Here is an 18,044-nt window from a genome sequence, read left to right on the forward strand (position 1 = left end):
TCCGTGCGATCCTGAATCATGCGGATCAGCCTCGTCATGCCCTCCTTCAATCAGGGCCGTTTCATCGGTCAGGCGCTCGCCAGTGTGCTGCCCGGGCTGGGGGACCAGCCGAACGCGGCCGATGAGCTGATCGTCCTCGACAATCTCTCGACCGACGGCACGGCGGATGTGCTGACCGGCCTCAATGCCCGCTATCCGGACCGGCTGACCGTATTGCGCACGGCCGATGGCGGGCAGGCCGAGGCGCTGAACCGGGGTTTCGCGCTCACCAGCGGCGATCTTGTGGGCTGGCTGAATGCCGATGATGCGCTGGCCGATGGCGCGCTCGCCCGCATGCGTGCGCTGTTTGCTGCCCGGCCCGATCTCGCGCTGGCGCATGGGGCGGCGCGCTGGATCGACGCGGAAGGTCGCGATCTCGGCGCCTATCCGGTGCGGCCGGACGGGCAGACATACGATTTCCGCGAAGGCTGCTTCGTCTGCCAGCCGAGTGTGCTGCTGCGCCGCGCCGCCTTGCAGGCGCTGGGGCCGCCAGCGGGGATACTCGATGAGGGGCTGGAAACCGCGATGGACCTCGATCTCTGGTTGCGGGCGTGGGCGCGCTATCCGGGGAAGATCGGCTTCGTGCCAGAGGTGCAGGCCCTGCAACGCCTGCATGGCGGGGCCAAGACCGAGCGGCTGCGCGCTCTCGTTTTTGTGGAATCGATGCAAGTGCTGCACCGGCACGGGCTGGGCGTGCCGGAACGCTGGCCGCTCTCCTATGCCGAGGAGGTGGCGGCGGGCACCGCGCCGGCAGACGGCTGGTCCGCGGTGCGCGCGGCCTATGGCGCCGCCGCCGGCCCGGATGCGTTGGCGGCACTCGATTCGCGGATCACTGCCAATCCGGCGTTCGCGGCGCTTTACAGCCATCCCAGCTCCTCCAGCCTGGCGCGATAGCGGCGGCCGGCGGCTTCGGGGCTGTAATCCCGCCGGATCCGCGCCTGCCCGCGCGCGGCGACGGCACGCGCTGTAACCGGATCGTCCGCCACCTGCCGCATCAGGCAGGCGGCATGGGCGATATCCGGTTCCGCCCAGTGCTGGCCCTCGGCAAAGGGATAGGCGCCGGGCGGCACGGGAATGAGGGTGTATTCGACGGGAAAGCCGGTCTCCGTCGTCAGGTAATCCGCCGTGCCGGACCAGTCGGTGGCGATGACCGGCAGGCCCAGCGCGAGGGCTTCCGCCGGGATACGCCCGAACCCCTCGGCCCGGTGCAGCGAGAGATGCGCGTCGCAACAGGCCAGTAGCGCCTCGGTGTGCGCGCGGGGCAGGCGGCGGTCCATCAGCCGGATACGTGGATCGCCGGCGATGGCGTCATGCAGTTCCGACTCAGGAGGTAAATTCATCGCCTTCAACACCAGGCCGACATCCGGTCGCGTCGCAGGAAAGGCGGCCTGAAACGCCGCGATGGCGCCCAGCGGATTCTTGCGCGCCAGCGTGGAATTTCCGTCGAAGCCGGCATGGAACAGGAAGGTATCTTCCGGCAGGCCGAAATCGGCGCGGGAGAGATTGGCAGGGGAAACCGATACGGCAGGCGGCAGATGCCGCACCGGCACCGGCGCATCGTTATAGGAGTCGGCGGTGAAGGCGCTGGCGGCCCAGAGTTCCCCGACCAGATCGGCGGCGGCGGCGAACCGGTCTGGCCAGCGCGGCAGCTCCCATGGCCACAAACCAATGACATTACGCCCCTCCCAGAGAGCCGCGCCTTCGCGGGCGAACAGCTCCAGGCTGGCAAAGCCGGTCAGGCACAGCAGGGTCGCCGCATAGGGCGGGGCGTCGCTCAGCAGGCCGCGCAGGCTGTCATCCGCCGCATCGCCTGGCACCGGCACGTCCAGCACCGCGACCGGCACCCCGGCGGTCTGCAGCGCGCGGACCGCCATCCGGCAATCCTCACCGATGCCGAGCGCGCCGCGCGCATGGCCGACGATGGTGACGCCGCCCTTGCGCAGGCGGAAAGGTGCGCGCCGGACGGACGGCGCCGCCAGCGCCGGCACCTCGTCCGCGCCGTGGGTGCGGCACCAATTCTCGAACGCTGCGCCATCGGGATCGGCGAAGGCGGCCTGCAAATCGGGCCGCGCTGCATGCACCGCCCGGCGCAGCGCCGGCCCGTGCCAGTCCGGGTTTCCGCGCAGGGCGGCATAGTCGCGGCTTCCGTCCAGCAGGCACCAGGCCAGGAAGTCGCTGGCAGCCGGATGGCGGGCCGTCACATCGGGACGCAGTTGCCGCAGCGCTGTCATCAGCCGGGTGAGGGGCAGGACGGTATCTTGCGGCTGGTCCGGTTCCGGGTCGTGCAGCCTGTGCCAGCGGGGTGGCGCTTCGCCGCGCAGCAGGTCGGCCAGCGCTTGCTCCGCTGACAGGAAGCGAGTCACCAGCGGTAGCCATTCTGCCGGCAGATGCCGGCCCAGCTCGGATAGCGGGTGCAGGGCGGAGGGGGCGATGTCGGTCACGTTCTCATCGCGTGCCGTCAGACGGAGGAGCGTGGCCGCTTCGCCAGTTTCCAGCAGCACCACCCAGCAAGGCAGGCCGGCGGCACGGGCCGCCACATCCAGATGGTTGCGCAGCCGCCAGGACCGCGCCGGGCTGCCATCCAGCAGCGGCGGCTGGCGCGTCTCCATCGGCCGGTCGCTTTTGAAACAATGCAGAATGCCGCCGCCGGCCAGCGCGAAGCCGGTGCAGGGCAGCGCAGAGGCTTGTGCTTCCGGCTTGCGCAGCGGCAGCGCGCTGCTCATCCCAGAACCAGAAAATGATCGAGGGTCAGCGCGGCGGGATCGATTCCGGCCAGGGTGATCTGGGTGTCGTGGCCGAGGTCGATAACGGCATTGCCGTCGCTGTCTGTGCCGATCCGCGCCAGTGCCATGGCGGCATCCAGCCCCAGATCGCCGGCCAGCAGGATCACATCCTCGGCGAGGTCGAAATCGAGGACCAGAGTCTCCTCATCCCCGGCCTTGAAGTGGAAGCTGTCGGCGCCGTCGCCGCCGGCCAGCGTGTCGCTGCCCTTGCCGGCATGGATGGTGTCGTCGCCGATGCCGCCGCGGATCGAATCGCTGTCCTTGCCGCCGCGCAGCAGATCGCCGTCCGCGCCACCGAGAATGGTGTCGCCACCGCGATTGCCCTGCAATTCGTTGCGGCCAATGCTGGTGATCAGCAGATCGTCGCCCAGCCCGCCGAACAGCGTGTCGTCGCCGGCACCGCCTTCCAGCCGGTCATTGCCTTTGCCGCCGCCCAGCAGGTCGCTGCCGGTGCCGCCCAGCAGCGTATCGTCGCCCTGTTGGCCCAGCACCGTGTCCGCACCCAGCCCGCCAACGACGAGATTGCCGAGGGCGTTGGCGGCCAGCGAGACGCCATCGGTACCGGTGATCTCCACCGCCTCCACCGCATCGGGCAGGGCCGCGATGGTGAAATCCAGCAGCAGCAGATCGTATCCGTCGCTGCCGGCGCTTATCAGATCGGCGGGATGGGCAGGGCGGGCGACCGTATCGAAGCTGGGCAGCCCGTCCAGCGCAGCCAGCTCGGAGGGGGACAGCGCCGGATTCTCCGCGAAATGCACCGAGGGCACCGTCGCCATCCGCCGCTCCGATGATGGTGTGGTTTCGTAAATTTCACCATCTTTGCGCGTGCCATACAATGGCATGCTGGAACGTTCGGGAAGAAAAATGCGGCGACGGATGAATTTTATAGGGGATTCAAATGCTTACTCCGTCACCCGGTTTTCCGGGTTTGCATCTTGTCCGCCCCCTTCACCCCAGCGAAAGCATCTCCGCGTCGCGCAGGATCGCCTCGGCGTTTGCTGTGAAGCCGCCTTGCCTGGCGTGCAGCAGCAGACCGGGTGACAGCACCAGCGGTGCCCGGCCACCCTGCGCGGCGCGCACCAGCACGCGCTTCGCCGGTGTCTCCAGGCGGGGCCAGAGCGGAAAGATCACAACGCTGCCGAACCGGGCGCTGTCCAGTGCCGCCAGCAATTCCGTCAACCGGTCGGCGCGGTGGATCAGCGTCAGCGTGCCGCGATGCGGCAGCGATTTTGCGGCGAACCGCGTCCAGGCGGGCAGGTCGGCCTCGCCCTCGACATGGGCCAGCGCCCTGGAGGCGTCGGGCGGTGCGTTGCCGCGCGTGGCCGGCAGGAAGGGCGGGTTGCTCATTGCCATGTCGAAGCGCGCGTCCGGTTGCAGAGTGGCGATGTCGCCCTCGATCACCCGGAAGCGGTCGGAAACACCGTTCAGCGCCGCATTCTCGCGGGCAAGGGCGGCGAGGCCGGGCTGGATCTCGATGCCGGTGACGGCAAGGTCCGGCCGCCGTGCCAGCAGGCACAGCGCCGCAGCTCCAACGCCGCAGCCGATATCCAGCACATGCTGGCCCGGTTTCGGGTCGAGGGCGGCGGCCAGCAGCACCGGGTCGATGGCGGCGCGGTAGCCGACCTTCGGCTGGCGCAGGAGAACGCGCCCGCCCAGCAGCCGGTCTTCCGTTACACTGGGGGTAACGTCAGGGCTCATACGGCTCCTCGCCGGCGTCGCGCAGCAACCGGCAGGCCGATTCATAGCTGTCGTCGGTCACCATCAGCCGGCGCGGCAGCACGCCGAGGCTGCCTTCCAGGATGCTGGTATGGGTGTCGAACACCAGCGCGTCGATGCCGGAATCGGCCAGCAGCGAGACCAGCCAGGACAGTTTCACCGTGTCGTTGGTGCGCATCAGCTCGCGCAATGGCTTCTCCTTGCTTGCGGCATTCGGTTGCACTTGACCGATGGTGCGCCGGTCTTATGCTCGCTGTCGTTGCGGGCAGGCGTCAAGCCGGGCCGCTGAAGCCAATAGAGCCCAACCGACCATAGCCAACCGACCATAGTCAACCGACCATAGGGTGTATCCGTGGCTACAGCCACCAGCGTATCAGAGGACAGCAAGCGCGCGAACCGCAGCGCGCTCGACCGGCTGAGCGGCTTCGTCGCCGCCGATATGGAGCAGGTGAACCGGCTGATCGTCGAGCGCATGGCCAGCCCGGTGGCGCTGATCCCGCAGCTTGCCAGCCATATCGTCGCCGCCGGTGGCAAGCGCATGCGCCCGATGATGACGCTGGCCGCCGCCCAGTTGCTGGGCTATCGCGGCATCGAGCATGTGAAGCTGGCGACGGCGGTGGAGTTCATCCATACCGCGACCCTGCTGCATGACGATGTGGTGGACGAAAGCGATCTGCGCCGCGGCGTGGACAGCGCCAACGCGATCTGGGGCAACAAGCCCTCCGTGCTGGTCGGGGATTTCCTGTTCAGCCGCGCCTTCCAGCTGATGGTCGATGCCGGCTCGCTGAAGGTGCTGGGCATCCTGTCCAACGCCTCGGCCGTCATCGCCGAGGGCGAGGTGCAGCAGCTCATCACCGCCAACGACATCTCGACCGACGAGACCGCCTATCTGCAGGTGATCCAGGCCAAGACGGCGCAGCTGTTCGCCGCCGCCGCGCAGGTCGGTGCGGTGGTCGCCGGCGCCACGCCGGAGCAGGAAGCGGCGCTGGCCTCCTACGGGCTTAATCTCGGCATCGCCTTCCAGCTGACCGACGATGTGCTGGATTATTCAGCGAAGCAGGCGGAACTCGGCAAGACGGTCGGCGACGATTTCCGCGACGGCAAGATCACCCTGCCGATCATCCTGGCGGTCGCGCGCGGCGATGCGGAGGAACGCGGCTTCTGGCAGCGCACGCTGGAAGAGCAGGATATCCGCGACGGCGACCTCGAGCAGGCCATGGCGCTGATGGTGAAGCACGGCACGCTGACGGATGCGCTGGAGCGCGCGCGCGACTACGGCAAGGCGGCGCGCGAGGCGCTGCATGTGACGCCGGCCTCACCGCTGCGCGACGCGCTGGAAGAGCTCATCGACTTCACTGTCGAACGCGCCTTCTGATTCTGGTTGAACGCGCGCCTTTACCCTTGCGGGCGGGGAGTTGGGGCGCTATAAGCACGCCCTCGGTCGGAGCATAGCTCAGCCTGGTAGAGCACTGTCTTCGGGAGGCAGGGGTCGCAGGTTCAAATCCTGCTGCTCCGACCAAAGAATTTCAAAAAGCCCAGCCCTCACCGGCTGGGTTTTTTGTTTTGGTGGGTCTCTTGAAGAATTGTAGCTCACAGGCTACATTTCGGTATGATCGAACTCCGCCAGACAGAAGCTTTCGCAAGCTGGTTCGAACGTCTGAAGGACCGCGATGCGAAGGCGCGGATCGCGATCCGGTTGCGGCGCCTCTCGCTGGGTAATCCGGGTGACGTGAAGCCTGCGGTGGCGGCGTCAGCGAATTGCGGGTCGATCACGGACCGGGCTATCGCGTGTATTTCTGCCAGCGTGGCCCCGTTCTCGTGATTCTGCTGTGCGGCGGCGACAAGCGCACGCAGCGCCGCGATATCGAGCAGGCGAGGGCGCTGGCCATGGAACTGGAGGAATAGATCGATGCCGGTGAACACTCGTCTCTGGGACGCTTCCGAGCATCTGGACAGTCCGGAAGCGATAGCCGCCTATCTGGATGCGGCCATGGAAGATGGCGACCCGGCGGTGATCGCCGCCGCGCTGGGCGATGTCGCCCGTGCCCGGGGCATGACCCAGATCGCCCGGGAGACCGGCCTGGCGCGTGAATCGCTCTATCGTGCGCTCAGCGCCGACGGAAAGCCGGAATTCGGCACGGTGCTGAAGGTGCTGAAGAGCTTCGGCGTGCGCCTGTCCGCCACGCCGGTATAGCCCGCCCCCCTAAACCGCCGCCGGCCTGCCGCGCGTGACAAGGAACACGAAGGCGAGTGCGGTGCCGAACATCATCAGGCTGTAGATCGCCGCCGGAATGGCGTAGAGCGTCTCGTGGAACAGGGTGGCGGCCACGGCGATCGCCAGCGTGCCATTCTGCAGCCCGCATTCCAGCGCGATGGCGATGCGCTGCGGGCGGCGCATGCCAAGCCAGACGGCGCCATAGAAGGCAATCGCCATCATCGCGATGTTCAGGGTCAGGGTGATCGCCCCGGCCTGCGCGAAATAGCTGCCGATATTGGCGCGCTCGGCATAGATCGCCCCCACCATCACCAGCACGAACAGCGCCGCCGAAATCCGCCGCGCCAGCGGCTCGAAGCGCTGGGCAAAGCCGGGCATCCGGTGGCGCACCGCCAGCCCGGCCAGCACCGGCACGGTGACGATCGCGAAAATCTTCAGCACCGCCCCGGCCACGGTCAGGTCGCCGGCATCGGCGCCGACGAAATGCTGGTGCGCCGTCACCACGATCAGCGGCACGGTGACGACGCTGAGCAGGCTGGTGATCGCGGTCAGCGAGACCGACAGCGCCACATCGCCGCGCGCGAACAGGGTCAGCAGGTTGGAGGTCACGCCGCCGGGTGCGGCGGCGATGATCATCACGCCGACCGCCAGCACCGGCTCGATCCGCCAGGCGGTGACCAGCAGGAAGGCGACCAGCGGCAGCACGATGATCTGGCTCACGGCACCGATCAGGAAATCCCTTGGCTGCGCCGCCACCCGCCGGAAATCGCCGATGGTCAGCGTCAGCCCGATGGAAAACATGATGAAGGCCAGCGAAACCGGCAGCACGATGTCGGTGATCACGCCCATGGATAGCCTCTCCCCCGCGTTCTTGGTGCCGGCACTCTACGCGCTGCGGCGGGGCGAGGGTAGCGCCCTCACGCCGGTTGACACCGCCAATCCTCTGACGCCATCATGCCGGCCTCCAAGGGGCGCCCCGGCAAGGGGCTGAGATACCGCTAGTGCGCGGGAACCCTTAGAACCTGATCCGGGTCGTACCGGCGTAGGGATGGAAAGGGCCACGCAACCGCACCGGCCGCCCCCATTTCGAAGCTCTCCCGGGTCTCCATGCAACTGTCTGGAGATCGCCATGTCGTCCGAAAAATTTACCGTCACCACCGGCCCGCTGCCGGCCTCGCGCAAAATCCATGTGCCGGGCAGCCTCTTCCCCGATATCCGTGTCGCCCTGCGCGAGATCGATCTGGAGCCGTCTTCCGGCGAACCGCCGGTCCGGGTCTATGACACCTACGGCCCCTATAGCGACCCGGCAGCATCCATCGATATCGCGCGCGGCCTGCCGGCGCTGCGCCGCCCCTGGATCGAGGCGCGCGGCGATGTCGAGACCTATGAGGGGCGCGACATAAAGCCGGAGGATGACGGGCTGAAGCCGGGCGAGGCCGCGAAGGTGGCGATGTTCGACCGCGCCAATATCCGACCCCTGCGGGCGAAGCATGGGCAGGCGGTTACCCAGCTGGCCTATGCCCGCGCCGGCATCATCACGCCGGAGATGGAATACATCGCGGTGCGTGAGAATCTCGGCCGGGAGCGGCTGAAGGAACAGGCCGTCCGCGACGGCGAAAGCTTCGGCGCCGCCATCCCGGATTACGTGACGCCGGAGTTCGTGCGTGACGAGGTGGCGTCCGGGCGGGCCATCATCCCGGCCAACATCAACCATCCGGAGATCGAGCCGATGATCATCGGCCGCAATTTCCTGGTGAAGATCAACGCCAATATCGGCAATTCCGCCGTCTCCTCCTCGGTCGCGGAGGAGGTGGACAAGATGGTCTGGTCGATCCGCTGGGGCGCCGACACGGTGATGGACCTCTCCACCGGGCGCAACATCCACACCACGCGGGAATGGATCCTGCGCAATTCCCCGGTGCCCATCGGTACGGTGCCGATCTATCAGGCGCTGGAGAAGGTCGGCGGCAAGGCGGAAGACCTCACCTGGGAAATCTACCGCGACACGCTGATCGAACAGGCCGAGCAGGGCGTGGATTACTTCACCATCCATGCCGGGGTGCGGCTTGCCTATATCCCGCTGACCGCGAAGCGCGTCACCGGCATCGTCAGCCGTGGCGGGTCGATCCTCGCCAAATGGTGCCTCGCCCATCACAAGGAGAATTTCCTCTACACGCATTTCGAGGAAATCTGCGAAATCATGAAGGCCTATGACGTGTCCTTCTCGCTGGGCGACGGCTTGCGCCCCGGCTCCATCGCGGACGCCAACGACGCCGCCCAGTTCGCCGAGCTGGAGACGCTGGGCGAGCTGACTAAGGTCGCCTGGAAGCACGATGTGCAGGTGATGATCGAGGGGCCGGGCCATGTGCCGATGCACAAGATCAAGGCCAACATGGACAAGCAGCTGGCGGTCTGCGGCGAGGCGCCGTTCTACACGCTGGGGCCGCTGACCACCGATATCGCACCGGGCTATGACCACATCACCTCGGGCATCGGGGCGGCGATGATCGGCTGGTTCGGCACGGCGATGCTGTGCTACGTCACGCCGAAGGAGCATCTCGGCCTGCCTGACCGCGATGATGTGAAGGTCGGCGTCATCACCTACAAGCTGGCCGCCCATGCCGCCGACCTCGCCAAGGGCCATCCGGCGGCGCAGGTCAGGGACGATGCGCTGAGCCGGGCCCGCTTCGAATTCCGCTGGCGCGACCAGTTCAATTTGTCGCTCGACCCCGAAACGGCGGAGAAGTTCCATGACCAGACCCTGCCGGCCGAGGGGGCCAAGCTGGCGCATTTCTGCTCGATGTGCGGGCCGAAATTCTGCTCGATGAAGATCAGCCAGGAGGTGCGTGAATACGCGCTGAGCGGCATGGACGAGATGTCGCGGAATTTCCGCGAACAGGGCGGGGATATCCTGATCGCGCAACCGGCAGTGAAGCCGGCGGCGGAATAACAGGCGCCCGGAGGAGGGCTGGGGGCGGCTCAGTTCCGGCTGGAGAGCAGCCGGGAGCCGCCCTTGGACGGTGGATCGACGAGGGTATAGAGCCCGACCATGACCCGGTCCACCGTCACGCCGTCATCGGCCAGCGGCAGCAGCAGCCGGTCGAGTTCGCGCCAGGGCTGGGTGTCGTCGGTATAGTGCTGATGGACCGCCTGCCGGGTTTCCACGACTTCCCGGTAGCTGTCCAGCACGATGTCGCGATAGCGCGGGCTCAGCCCGTCTTCCAGGTAACGGCCGGTCAGGTTGCTGCCGGTCAGCAGGGTGAAATGGCCGCCATGCACGAGGAAGCGGAAGCGCAGGGGATCGCGCTCCACCTCCAGCAGGCTGATATGGCCGATCCAGGGGGCGAGATGCTCGGCCAGGAAATCATGGCGCGCCGGCAGCCGCCCGTCTTTCGACAGGGCAAGCCAGAAGCGATGCAGCGCAGCCAGTTCTTCGTGCTGAATTGAGAGCATGTTTCTTTCCGGAAAAGGCACGGCACGATCAGCAGAATGATCGGTAAACGATTAATAAAGTTCTAAAATTTTATCGATATCCGGCTATGGAGCCGGCTGTGGAGAAACGGCGTCACTGTCCTTCCGGGGCGCAGGGGCGCGATGGCGTGACCGCCATGTAGAGGCCGGTCATCAGCAGATCGACGCTGTGGCCATCGCTGGCGAAGGGCAGGACCAGCCGGTCGATGCGCTTCCAGGATTTGGCCTCGTCGATCTGGATGCGATAGACCGGCATGCTGGTAGCCGCCGCCTCGCTGTGCTGCGCCAGGATCAGGTCGCGGTATTTTGTGTGCAGCGTCTCATCGAGATAGAGCGAGGGTCGCCCATTGCCGGTCAGCCGCGCCAGATGCTCGCCCTGCAGCCGGATGCGGAAGCGGAAGGGCACGCCCGGCCGACCGCCGCGTTCGACATCCACCATCCCGATATGGCCGATCCAGGGCCAGATATCCTCGGCGTTGAAATGCTGGCGGCCCGGCAGCAGATCGGGCGCCGGGCGCAGCGACTCCCAGAAACGATGCAGGGCGCGCAGCTTGCCGTGCGCGATTTCAACAGGTGCGGTCATGCGATGGTCGAGTCCCGATTCCGGTTCGCGGCAGATTGCGGCCACGCCTCGCAATTATCAGTCGGTTTTTACGTCAATAAACTTAAGATTTTATGAAGTGCCGGTCACGCTATCGGCTGGATGGGCCGGGTGGATGGGCGCGGGATGGAGGATGAGGAAGCAATCGACCGCATGGTCCACGGCGGCATTCAGCTCCGCCGGGGGTGGTGGCGGCTCCAGCCCCAGCACGCGCTTCAGATGGCGCGGCCCGATCAGCATGCCGAGGAATAGTTCGGTGGCCCGCACCGGGTCATCGAGGCGGATCAGCCCGCGTGCCGATGCCCGCTCCAGATAACGCGCGATGCGGCCGCGCGTGTTCTGCGGCCCGGCGGCATAGAAGCGCCGGCCAAGATCGGGGAAGCGCGGCGCCTCGGACACCACCACGCGATAGATCGCCTGGGTGTCGGGACTGAGCAGGAAGCTGAGGAACTGCCGGCCGATCTGGGTCAGCGCCGCGCGCACCGGCAGCCCTTCCAGGGTTTCCTCGGCCAGGCTTTCGGCGATGCGCCGGCAGTTGGTCGCGACCATCGCCGCGAACAGCTCTTCCTTGCTGCCGAAATGGGCATAGACCGTGGCCTTGGAGACGCCGGCCACGCGCGCGATCTTGTCCATGTTGGTGGCGGCGAAGCCATGGCGCAGGAATTCCGCGCGGGCGGCGGCCAGCACCTGCGCCGGCTTGGAGCCGGCCGCCGGTTCCGCCATCGTGGTGTCGGGCATCTCGCTGTCGAGCAGGGGTATGTCCACCCGATACACTTTCCCGTCCGGTTTGCGATGCGTGGCCAATATTGACGGACTATGAAGCCGGGCGTAGCGTGCAGGCAAGGGTAAACTGAACCGTTCAGTTCAGCTGTTGAAGACCGAAGAAGAGGCGGGGACGGAATGCGCAAGCTGGTGCTGATGCTGGCCGTGGCCGGGCTGTTGTCGGCTGCGCTCTATGCCGGCTGGCAATGGCAGCATGAATGGCGCTTCGTCGAGAAGACCGACAATGCCTATGTGCATGCCGATATCTCGGTCATCAGCCCGACCGTGCCCGGCTATGTGGACAGCGTGCGGGTCGCCGACAACCAGCCGGTCAGGGCGGGCGACGTGCTGGTTACGCTGGTCGATAGTGACTATGCCGCGCGCGTCGCCGAGGCGGCGGCCAATGTGGTGTCGGCGCAGGCGGCGATCATCGGCATCGACAGCCGCCTGCTGCTGCAGCTCTCGCTGATCGAGCAGGCGGAGGCGGCGGCCGCCGGGGCGCAGGCCGAGCTGACCCGCAGCCGGCGCGATTACGAGCGGTTGCAGGCACTGCGCCGTGACGATGTGGTCAGCCGGCAGCGGCTGGAGACGGTGGAGGCCGATTTCGCCAAGGCGACGGCATTGATGGCCAGCGCCCGGGCCGCGGTGGCGGCGGAGCGCCAGCGCCTCGACGTGCTGCAGAGCGAACGCGTGCTTGCCGATGCCAAGGTGGCGGAGGCCCGCGCGGTCCAGAGCGTCGCCGAGGTCGATCTCGCCAACACGGTGATCCGCGCGCCGGTCGATGGCGTGGTCGGCAATCGCGGTGTGCAGGCCGGGCATTATGTGCGCGCCGGCACCAATCTTCTGTCCGTCGTGCCGCTGCCCGCCGTGTATCTGGTGGCGAATTTCAAGGAGACCCAGATCGGCCGCATGCGCACCGGCTAGCGGGTGCGCATCGCCATCGACGCCTTTCCGGACACGCCGCTCGAAGGCCGCATCGACAGCGTCGCCCCGGCCAGCGGCGCTCGGTTCAGCCTGCTGCCGCCGGAAAACGCCAGCGGCAATTTCACCAAGGTGGTGCAGCGCATCCCGGTCAGGATCGCCCTACCGCAGGATCATCCGCTGAAGGGACGGCTGCGCCCCGGCCTGTCGGCCGTGGTCTCGGTGGATATCCGCGATTCCGGAGAATGAGCAGCACACCCGCCCCAGCCCCGGCCCCCGCCCCGGTCCCAGCCCCGGCTATCGCCGACCGGCCGCCACCGACCTTTCGCCAGAAGGCCGGATTCTTCGCCATGATCTTTGGCATGTTCATGGCGATCCTGGATGTCCAGATCGTCGCCAGCTCGCTGGCCGATATCCAGGCAGGATTGTCGGCCAGCATCGAGGAAATCAGCTGGGTCCAGACCTCCTACCTGATCGCCGAGGTGGTGATGATCCCGCTGTCCGGCACGCTGGCGCGCATCCTCTCGACGCGCGTGCTGTTCAGCCTGGCGGCGCTGGGCTTCACGGTGATGAGCTTCGCCTGCTCGCTGGCCACCAGCCTGGAGGCGATGATCCTGGCGCGCTCGCTGCAGGGTTTCTTCGCCGGGGCGATGATCCCGTCGATCTTCTCCACCGCCTACACCATGTTCCCGCGCCGGAGCATGGGGAAGGTCTCGGTCGTCATCGGGCTGGTCGCCACCATGGGACCGACCATCGGGCCGACGCTGGGCGGCTTCATCACCCAGGCCCTGGGCTGGCACTGGCTGTTCAACATCAACATCATCCCCGGCCTGATCGTCGCCGCGACGGTGTGGAGCTGCATCGATATCGACCAGCCGGAGCCGGCCTATCTGCGTGGCCTCGACGTGTCCGGCCTGGTGGCGCTGGCGACCGCGCTGGGCACGCTGAACTATGTGCTGGAGGAGGGGCCGCGGAACGACTGGTTTGAGGATCAGACGATCTTCCGGCTGGCCTTGCTGTCCGCTGCCTCTGGCTGCGTGTTCTTCTGGCGCGCCTTCACCTACCGCCAGCCGATTGTCGATCTGCGCGCCTTCAGCGACCGTAATTTTGCGCTGGGCTGCTTCTTCAGCTTCGTGGTCGGCATCGGCCTGTTCGGCTCGGTCTATATGACGCCGCTGTTCCTTGCCCAGGTGCGCGACTACAACGCCCTCGACATCGGCATTATCATGATGGTTACCGGCGCCTTCCAGTTCTCCGTCGCGCCGCTGGTCGGCACGCTGTCGGGCCGGATGGATCTGCGGCTGATGCTGGCGTTCGGCTTCTCGCTGTTCTGCTTCGCGCTCTATCTGAACAGTTTCCTGACGGCGGAATCGAGCTATTGGGAATTCTTTGTGCCGCAGGCGGTGCGCGGCGTGTCGCTGATGTTCTGCTTCGTGCCGGTGAACCGGCTGGCGCTGGGCACACTGGCGCCCGACAAGCTGAAGAACGGCGCCGGCCTCTATAATCTGATGCGCAATCTGGGCGGCGCGCTGGGCCTCGCGGTCATCAACACGCTGCTGGTGGAGCGCGGCGCCCACCATCTGTCCTACCTGAGCGAGAATCTGACGCTCAGCCGGCCGGAGGTGCAGGCCTATATCGACCGGCTGGCCGAGCGGCTGGGCGACAGCCTCGCCGGGGGCGTGGCGGGCGATCCCGAACTGGCGGCGATGAAGCTGCTGTTCCAGCTCGCCCAGCGCGAGGCGCTGGTGATGAGCTTCAATGACTGCCTGCTGCTGATCGGCCTCACCTTCGGGGCCGCGCTGATCGTCATGCCGCTGGTGAAGAAGCGGCGCGACTGACGGCGGGTTTAACGGCAGCGGCACGGACGGTTTATTGCGCCGAGCTGCCAATTACTCTGTCGTCATTCCCGCACTTGTTGCGGGAATCCAGGGTTCAGCTTTCTCGACAAACATCCAGTCAGCCGAGGCCTGGACCCCCGCAATAAATGCGGGGGTGACGGGTGGCAGGGATGGCGGGAGAGGGGGATACGGCAGCCTTGCGGGCAGCCGTAAGGAAAGCTGTTTTCGTGGCTTTTCGACACTTACAGACTGTAATTGTTCCAAACAAGAAACAATCTTGCCGCGCATAGCAATTGCGGTTAGGCTCGCCACACAATAACGAATGAGAGGGTTGCGAATATGTCAACCCTCCTTACAGGGAGCGACCGTGTCCGGCCCCAGCCGGATACGTAAAAAACCAACAAGAACAAATAAACGAACCTAGGGAGACGATGGGATGATTCTAAGCAAAATTCTGAAGACCGCCACCATCGCGGGCCTTGCCTGCGGCATCCTGGCGATGGGCGTCGGCGATGCCGAGGCGCAAAAGCGCATCCGCTGGAAGATGGGCTCCACCTATCCGGGCTCGCTGACCCAGCTCGGCACGCTGGCCAAGCGCGTCGATGCCCAGATCGATCTGGTCTCGGGCGGCAACATCCAGATCAAATTCTTCGAGCCGGGCGCCCTGGTGCCGGCGCTGGAAGTGTTCGACGCGGTGGCGCAGGGCTCGATCGATACCGCCTTCTCGACGCCGGGCTACTGGGCCGGCAAGGTGCCGGCGCTGCAGCTGTTCGCGGCGGTGCCGTTCGGGCCGAATGCCGGCGAATATCTCGCCTGGTTCTATTTCGGCGGCGGCAAGGAAATCTTCGACGACATCTACCACAAGAACGGCATCCATTCGGTGATGTGCGCCATCATCGCGCCGGAGGCGTCGGGCTGGTTCCGCAAGGAGATCAAGACCGCCGAGGATCTGAAGGGCCTGAAGATGCGCTTCTTCGGCCTGGGCGCCAAGGTGATGGAGAAGATGGGCGTCTCGACGCAGCTGCTGGCGGCGGGCGACATCTATCCGGCGCTGGAGCTGGGCACCATCGACGCCACCGAATTCTCTATGCCCGCCATCGACCTGAAGCTGGGCTTCCATCAGGTTTCCAAGCATTACTACTTCCCCGGCTGGCATCAGCAATCGACGTTGTTCGACCTGATGATCAACAAGGAGAAGTGGGACGCGCTGGACAAGACCCAGAAGGCGCAGATCGAGGCGGTGTGCGGCGACAATATCCGCCATGGCTTCGCCGAGGGCGAGGCGATCCAGTTCGGCGCGCTGAAGGAGCTGAAGGCCAAGGGCGTGAACATCCACACCTGGTCGCCGGAGATTCTGAATCAGCTGGAAGCCGCCTGGCAGGAAGTGGCCAAGGAACAGGCTGCCGATCCGGACTTCAAGCGGGCCTGGGAGTCACTGCAGAGCTTCCGCGAGGATTACGCGCTCTGGAAGGAAGTCGGTTATCTGAAGTAAGCCGCGGCTGACCGCGTAACGGCGAACGGCCAGGATTATCCCGATATCCTGGCCGTTTTCCCTTTCCCCCGGCGCCTGATGCCCCAGCGCTTGATATCCCAGCCTGATGTTCCGGGTTGGCCGTATGTGACTCTCAAGGACGGATTATGGATACCCTGATCAAGGTCAGCGACGCGTTGAACCGCTTCGTGATCGCCGTCGGCAAGCTGGCCGCCTGGCTGGCCATCCCGCTGATGCTGGTCATCATCTTCGATGTCGTCAGCCGGCGCTTCTTCGTGCTGGGCTCGACCAAGCTGCAGGAGCTGGAATGGCATCTGCACGCGGTGCTGTTCCTACTTTGCTTCGCCTTCGCCTATGTAAAGGACAGCCATGTCCGCATCGAACTGCTGCGCGAACGGTTCAGCGGCCGCACCAGGGCCTGGATCGAGATTTTCGGGATGGTCTTCTTCCTCGCCCCCTATTGCTACATCATCCTGTATTTCGGCTATGATTTCGTGCTCCGCTCCTACCTGTCGCACGAGGTTTCCTCGGCGCTGACCGGCCTTACCCACCGCTGGATCATCAAGGCCTTCGTGCCGCTGGGCTTTGCCCTGCTGGCGCTGGCCGGGCTCTCCTCGATCCTGCGCAACCTGGTCTATCTGTTCGGCCCCGAGCGGCTGCGCGAACGCGCGTCGCTGCATCTCTTTGCGACCAGCGAGATGGAGATGCCGGACAAGCCGCCCGTCACCAGCTGAGCCATTGCCTGACGCCGTCTTCCCGGCCGCCAACCGCCCAACCGTCTAACGCCGAAAACGCCTAACGCCGAAACGGACATTCTCCATGGATTTCTATATCGAAGATTATTTTCCGGTGCTGATGTTCGTGGCGCTGGCCCTGCTGCTGTTCTCCGGATTGCCGGTCGCCATCGTACTGGGCGGCATCGGCCTCGCCTTCGGCGCGCTGGGCGTGGTCTTCGACGTGTTCTCGCCGATCGAGTTCTTCAACATCATCTCGCGCATCTTCGGCGGTATCGTGGAAAGCCTGGTGCTGGTCGCGGTGCCGATGTTCATCTTCATGGGCACGATGCTGGAGAAATCCGGTGTGGCGAAGGATCTGCTGCACGCGCTGCAGGTGCTGCTGCGCCGGGTGCCGGGCGGGCTTGCCCTCTCAGTCACGCTGATGGGCACGGTGATGGCGGCGACCACCGGCATCATCGGCGCCTCGGTGGTGATGATGACGCTGCTGGCCCTGCCGGTCATGCTGCAGCGCGGTTACAGTCATCCGCTGGCCACCGGCACGATCTGCGCCTCGGGCACGCTGGGCATCCTGATCCCGCCCTCGATCATGCTGGTCATCATGGGCGACCTGCTGGCGATCTCGGTCGGCAGCCTGTTCCTGGCGGCGATCATTCCGGGCTTCATGCTGTCGGCGATCTATCTGGCCTATATCGCCACCACCAGCACGATCAATCCGAAGATGGCGCCGCCGATGCCGGACGAGGAAGGACCGGACGGCACGGCCGCACTGCTCATCATGGTGGCGCGCAGCTTCATCCCGCCGATCCTGCTGATCATGCTGGTGCTGGGGTCGATCTTCGCTGGCTGGGCGACGCCGACCGAGGCATCGGGTGTGGGGGCCTTCGGCGCCACGCTGCTGGCGCTGTTCAACCGGCGGCTGAATTTCGCGGTGCTGAAGGAAGTCTGCGAACGTTCGGCACTGACCGGCGGCATGCTGTTCTTCATCTTCGTTGGCGCGACCGCCTTCTCCTATGTCTTCCGCTCGCTGGGCGGTGATGATCTGGTGATCGACTTCATCGAGCAGCTGGGCTTCGGCCCCTGGGGCATCCTGTTCGTGCTGATGGGGGTGGTGTTCTTTCTGGGCTTCTTCTTCGACTGGATCGAGATCACCCTGATCGTGCTGCCGGTCTTCGCGCCCATCGTCGGGCTCTTGGATTTCGAGGGGCATGTGCCGCAGAAGGACATGGTGCTGTGGTTCGCCATCCTGGTGGCGGTGAACCTCCAGACCAGCTTCCTCACGCCGCCCTTCGGCTTCGCGCTGTTCTACCTGAAGGGCGTGGCCCCGCGCGAGGTGAAGATCCAGGCGATCTATCGCGGCATCATCCCCTTCGTGATCCTGCAGGTGATCGGCCTCGGCCTCGTCATCCTGTTCCCGGAACTGGCGCTCTGGCTACCCAACCTGCTGCTGGATTAGGGGACGAATATTTTCC

General features: G+C 65.8%; 19 protein-coding genes, 1 tRNA gene and 1 riboswitch. Of the genes, 12 read left to right on the plus strand and 8 right to left on the minus strand.

Translation table 11 applies throughout. The features are described from left to right. Positions 1–18 precede the first annotated feature (18 nt). A complete protein-coding gene (locus tag BKM74_RS03585) occupies positions 19–933 on the plus strand; it encodes a glycosyltransferase (protein WP_086464322.1) in 915 nt (304 codons plus the stop codon). Here the strand turns inward: BKM74_RS03585 and BKM74_RS03590 are convergent. From BKM74_RS03590 to BKM74_RS03605, 4 genes are all read right to left on the minus strand, one after another. After that, positions 897–2,762, minus strand: a complete 1,866-nt coding sequence (locus BKM74_RS03590) for a glycosyltransferase family 4 protein (protein WP_086464323.1) — start codon at positions 2,760–2,762, stop codon at positions 897–899. The two genes, BKM74_RS03585 and BKM74_RS03590, sit on opposite strands and share 37 nt — an antisense overlap. Further along, on the minus strand, positions 2,759–3,598 hold the full coding sequence (locus tag BKM74_RS03595; protein ID WP_176342382.1) for a calcium-binding protein: 840 nt from the start codon (positions 3,596–3,598) through the stop codon (positions 2,759–2,761). Before BKM74_RS03595 ends, BKM74_RS03590 begins: the two co-directional genes overlap by 4 nt. A gap of 172 nt (positions 3,599–3,770) precedes the next feature. Continuing rightward, entirely contained in the window at positions 3,771–4,520 is a 750-nt protein-coding gene (locus BKM74_RS03600) for a tRNA1(Val) (adenine(37)-N6)-methyltransferase (protein WP_086464325.1), read from the minus strand. Beyond that, positions 4,510–4,728 carry a putative signal transducing protein gene (locus BKM74_RS03605; RefSeq protein ID WP_086464326.1) on the minus strand — a complete coding sequence of 73 codons (219 nt, stop codon included), beginning with the start codon at positions 4,726–4,728 and terminating at the stop codon, positions 4,510–4,512. Before BKM74_RS03605 ends, BKM74_RS03600 begins: the two co-directional genes overlap by 11 nt. A 162-nt stretch (positions 4,729–4,890) precedes the next feature. Between BKM74_RS03605 and BKM74_RS03610 the strand changes: the two genes are divergently transcribed. The 4 genes from BKM74_RS03610 to BKM74_RS03625 all read left to right on the plus strand — a co-directional run bounded on the left by BKM74_RS03610 (position 4,891) and on the right by BKM74_RS03625 (position 6,732). Further along, complete coding sequence (locus tag BKM74_RS03610) at positions 4,891–5,913, plus strand: polyprenyl synthetase family protein (protein WP_086464327.1); 1,023 nt, start codon at positions 4,891–4,893, stop codon at positions 5,911–5,913. Between the two features lie 67 nt (positions 5,914–5,980). Beyond that, positions 5,981–6,057: transfer RNA gene (locus BKM74_RS03615), tRNA-Pro, on the plus strand. 239 nt (positions 6,058–6,296) lie between these two features. Beyond that, entirely contained in the window at positions 6,297–6,443 is a 147-nt protein-coding gene (locus BKM74_RS19205) for a type II toxin-antitoxin system RelE/ParE family toxin (protein ID WP_322096614.1), read from the plus strand. A gap of 4 nt (positions 6,444–6,447) precedes the next feature. Further along, complete coding sequence (locus BKM74_RS03625; RefSeq protein ID WP_086464328.1) at positions 6,448–6,732, plus strand: addiction module antidote protein; 285 nt, start codon at positions 6,448–6,450, stop codon at positions 6,730–6,732. Positions 6,733–6,741: 9 nt separating this feature from the next. Here the strand turns inward: BKM74_RS03625 and BKM74_RS03630 are convergent, their stop codons facing one another. Next, on the minus strand, positions 6,742–7,602 hold the full coding sequence (locus BKM74_RS03630; protein WP_086464329.1) for a bile acid:sodium symporter family protein: 861 nt from the start codon (positions 7,600–7,602) through the stop codon (positions 6,742–6,744). Between the two features lie 108 nt (positions 7,603–7,710). Beyond that, positions 7,711–7,819: riboswitch (TPP riboswitch) on the plus strand. Between the two features lie 63 nt (positions 7,820–7,882). Here BKM74_RS03630 and thiC point away from each other — a divergent pair. Further along, a complete protein-coding gene (thiC, locus tag BKM74_RS03635) occupies positions 7,883–9,703 on the plus strand; it encodes a phosphomethylpyrimidine synthase ThiC (RefSeq protein WP_086464330.1) in 1,821 nt (606 codons plus the stop codon). A gap of 29 nt (positions 9,704–9,732) precedes the next feature. Here the strand turns inward: thiC and BKM74_RS03640 are convergent, their stop codons facing one another. From BKM74_RS03640 to BKM74_RS03650, 3 genes are all read right to left on the minus strand, one after another. Continuing rightward, a complete protein-coding gene (locus BKM74_RS03640) occupies positions 9,733–10,206 on the minus strand; it encodes a PAS domain-containing protein (protein ID WP_086464331.1) in 474 nt (157 codons plus the stop codon). A 112-nt stretch (positions 10,207–10,318) separates the two neighbouring features. Continuing rightward, positions 10,319–10,807 (minus strand): PAS domain-containing protein, encoded by a 489-nt coding sequence (locus tag BKM74_RS03645; RefSeq protein ID WP_140056010.1) that lies wholly within the window; start codon positions 10,805–10,807, stop codon positions 10,319–10,321. A gap of 90 nt (positions 10,808–10,897) precedes the next feature. Then, the gene (locus BKM74_RS03650) at positions 10,898–11,590 is read right to left on the minus strand and encodes a TetR/AcrR family transcriptional regulator (RefSeq protein WP_086464333.1); all 693 of its coding nucleotides are present in this window, start codon (positions 11,588–11,590) and stop codon (positions 10,898–10,900) included. Between the two features lie 135 nt (positions 11,591–11,725). Here BKM74_RS03650 and BKM74_RS03655 point away from each other — a divergent pair, with 135 nt between their 5' ends. The 6 genes from BKM74_RS03655 to BKM74_RS03675 all read left to right on the plus strand — a co-directional run bounded on the left by BKM74_RS03655 (position 11,726) and on the right by BKM74_RS03675 (position 18,028). After that, positions 11,726–12,511: an HlyD family secretion protein gene (locus tag BKM74_RS03655; RefSeq protein ID WP_245825778.1), complete on the plus strand. Its 786-nt coding sequence runs from the start codon at positions 11,726–11,728 to the stop codon at positions 12,509–12,511. A gap of 3 nt (positions 12,512–12,514) precedes the next feature. Beyond that, positions 12,515–12,757 (plus strand): HlyD family secretion protein, encoded by a 243-nt coding sequence (locus tag BKM74_RS18920; protein WP_245825780.1) that lies wholly within the window; start codon positions 12,515–12,517, stop codon positions 12,755–12,757. Continuing rightward, entirely contained in the window at positions 12,754–14,346 is a 1,593-nt protein-coding gene (locus tag BKM74_RS03660; RefSeq protein ID WP_086464334.1) for a DHA2 family efflux MFS transporter permease subunit, read from the plus strand. Before BKM74_RS18920 ends, BKM74_RS03660 begins: the two co-directional genes overlap by 4 nt. Positions 14,347–14,782: 436 nt before the next feature. Further along, positions 14,783–15,838 carry a TRAP transporter substrate-binding protein gene (locus BKM74_RS03665; RefSeq protein WP_086464335.1) on the plus strand — a complete coding sequence of 352 codons (1,056 nt, stop codon included), beginning with the start codon at positions 14,783–14,785 and terminating at the stop codon, positions 15,836–15,838. A 146-nt stretch (positions 15,839–15,984) separates the two neighbouring features. Continuing rightward, positions 15,985–16,572, plus strand: a complete 588-nt coding sequence (locus BKM74_RS03670) for a TRAP transporter small permease subunit (protein ID WP_086464336.1) — start codon at positions 15,985–15,987, stop codon at positions 16,570–16,572. Positions 16,573–16,657: 85 nt separating this feature from the next. Continuing rightward, the gene (locus BKM74_RS03675; RefSeq protein ID WP_086464337.1) at positions 16,658–18,028 is read left to right on the plus strand and encodes a TRAP transporter large permease; all 1,371 of its coding nucleotides are present in this window, start codon (positions 16,658–16,660) and stop codon (positions 18,026–18,028) included. The last annotated feature ends 16 nt before the right edge of the window (positions 18,029–18,044 follow it).

Source organism: Oceanibaculum nanhaiense, assembly GCF_002148795.1.
Classification (GTDB): domain Bacteria; phylum Pseudomonadota; class Alphaproteobacteria; order Oceanibaculales; family Oceanibaculaceae; genus Oceanibaculum; species Oceanibaculum nanhaiense.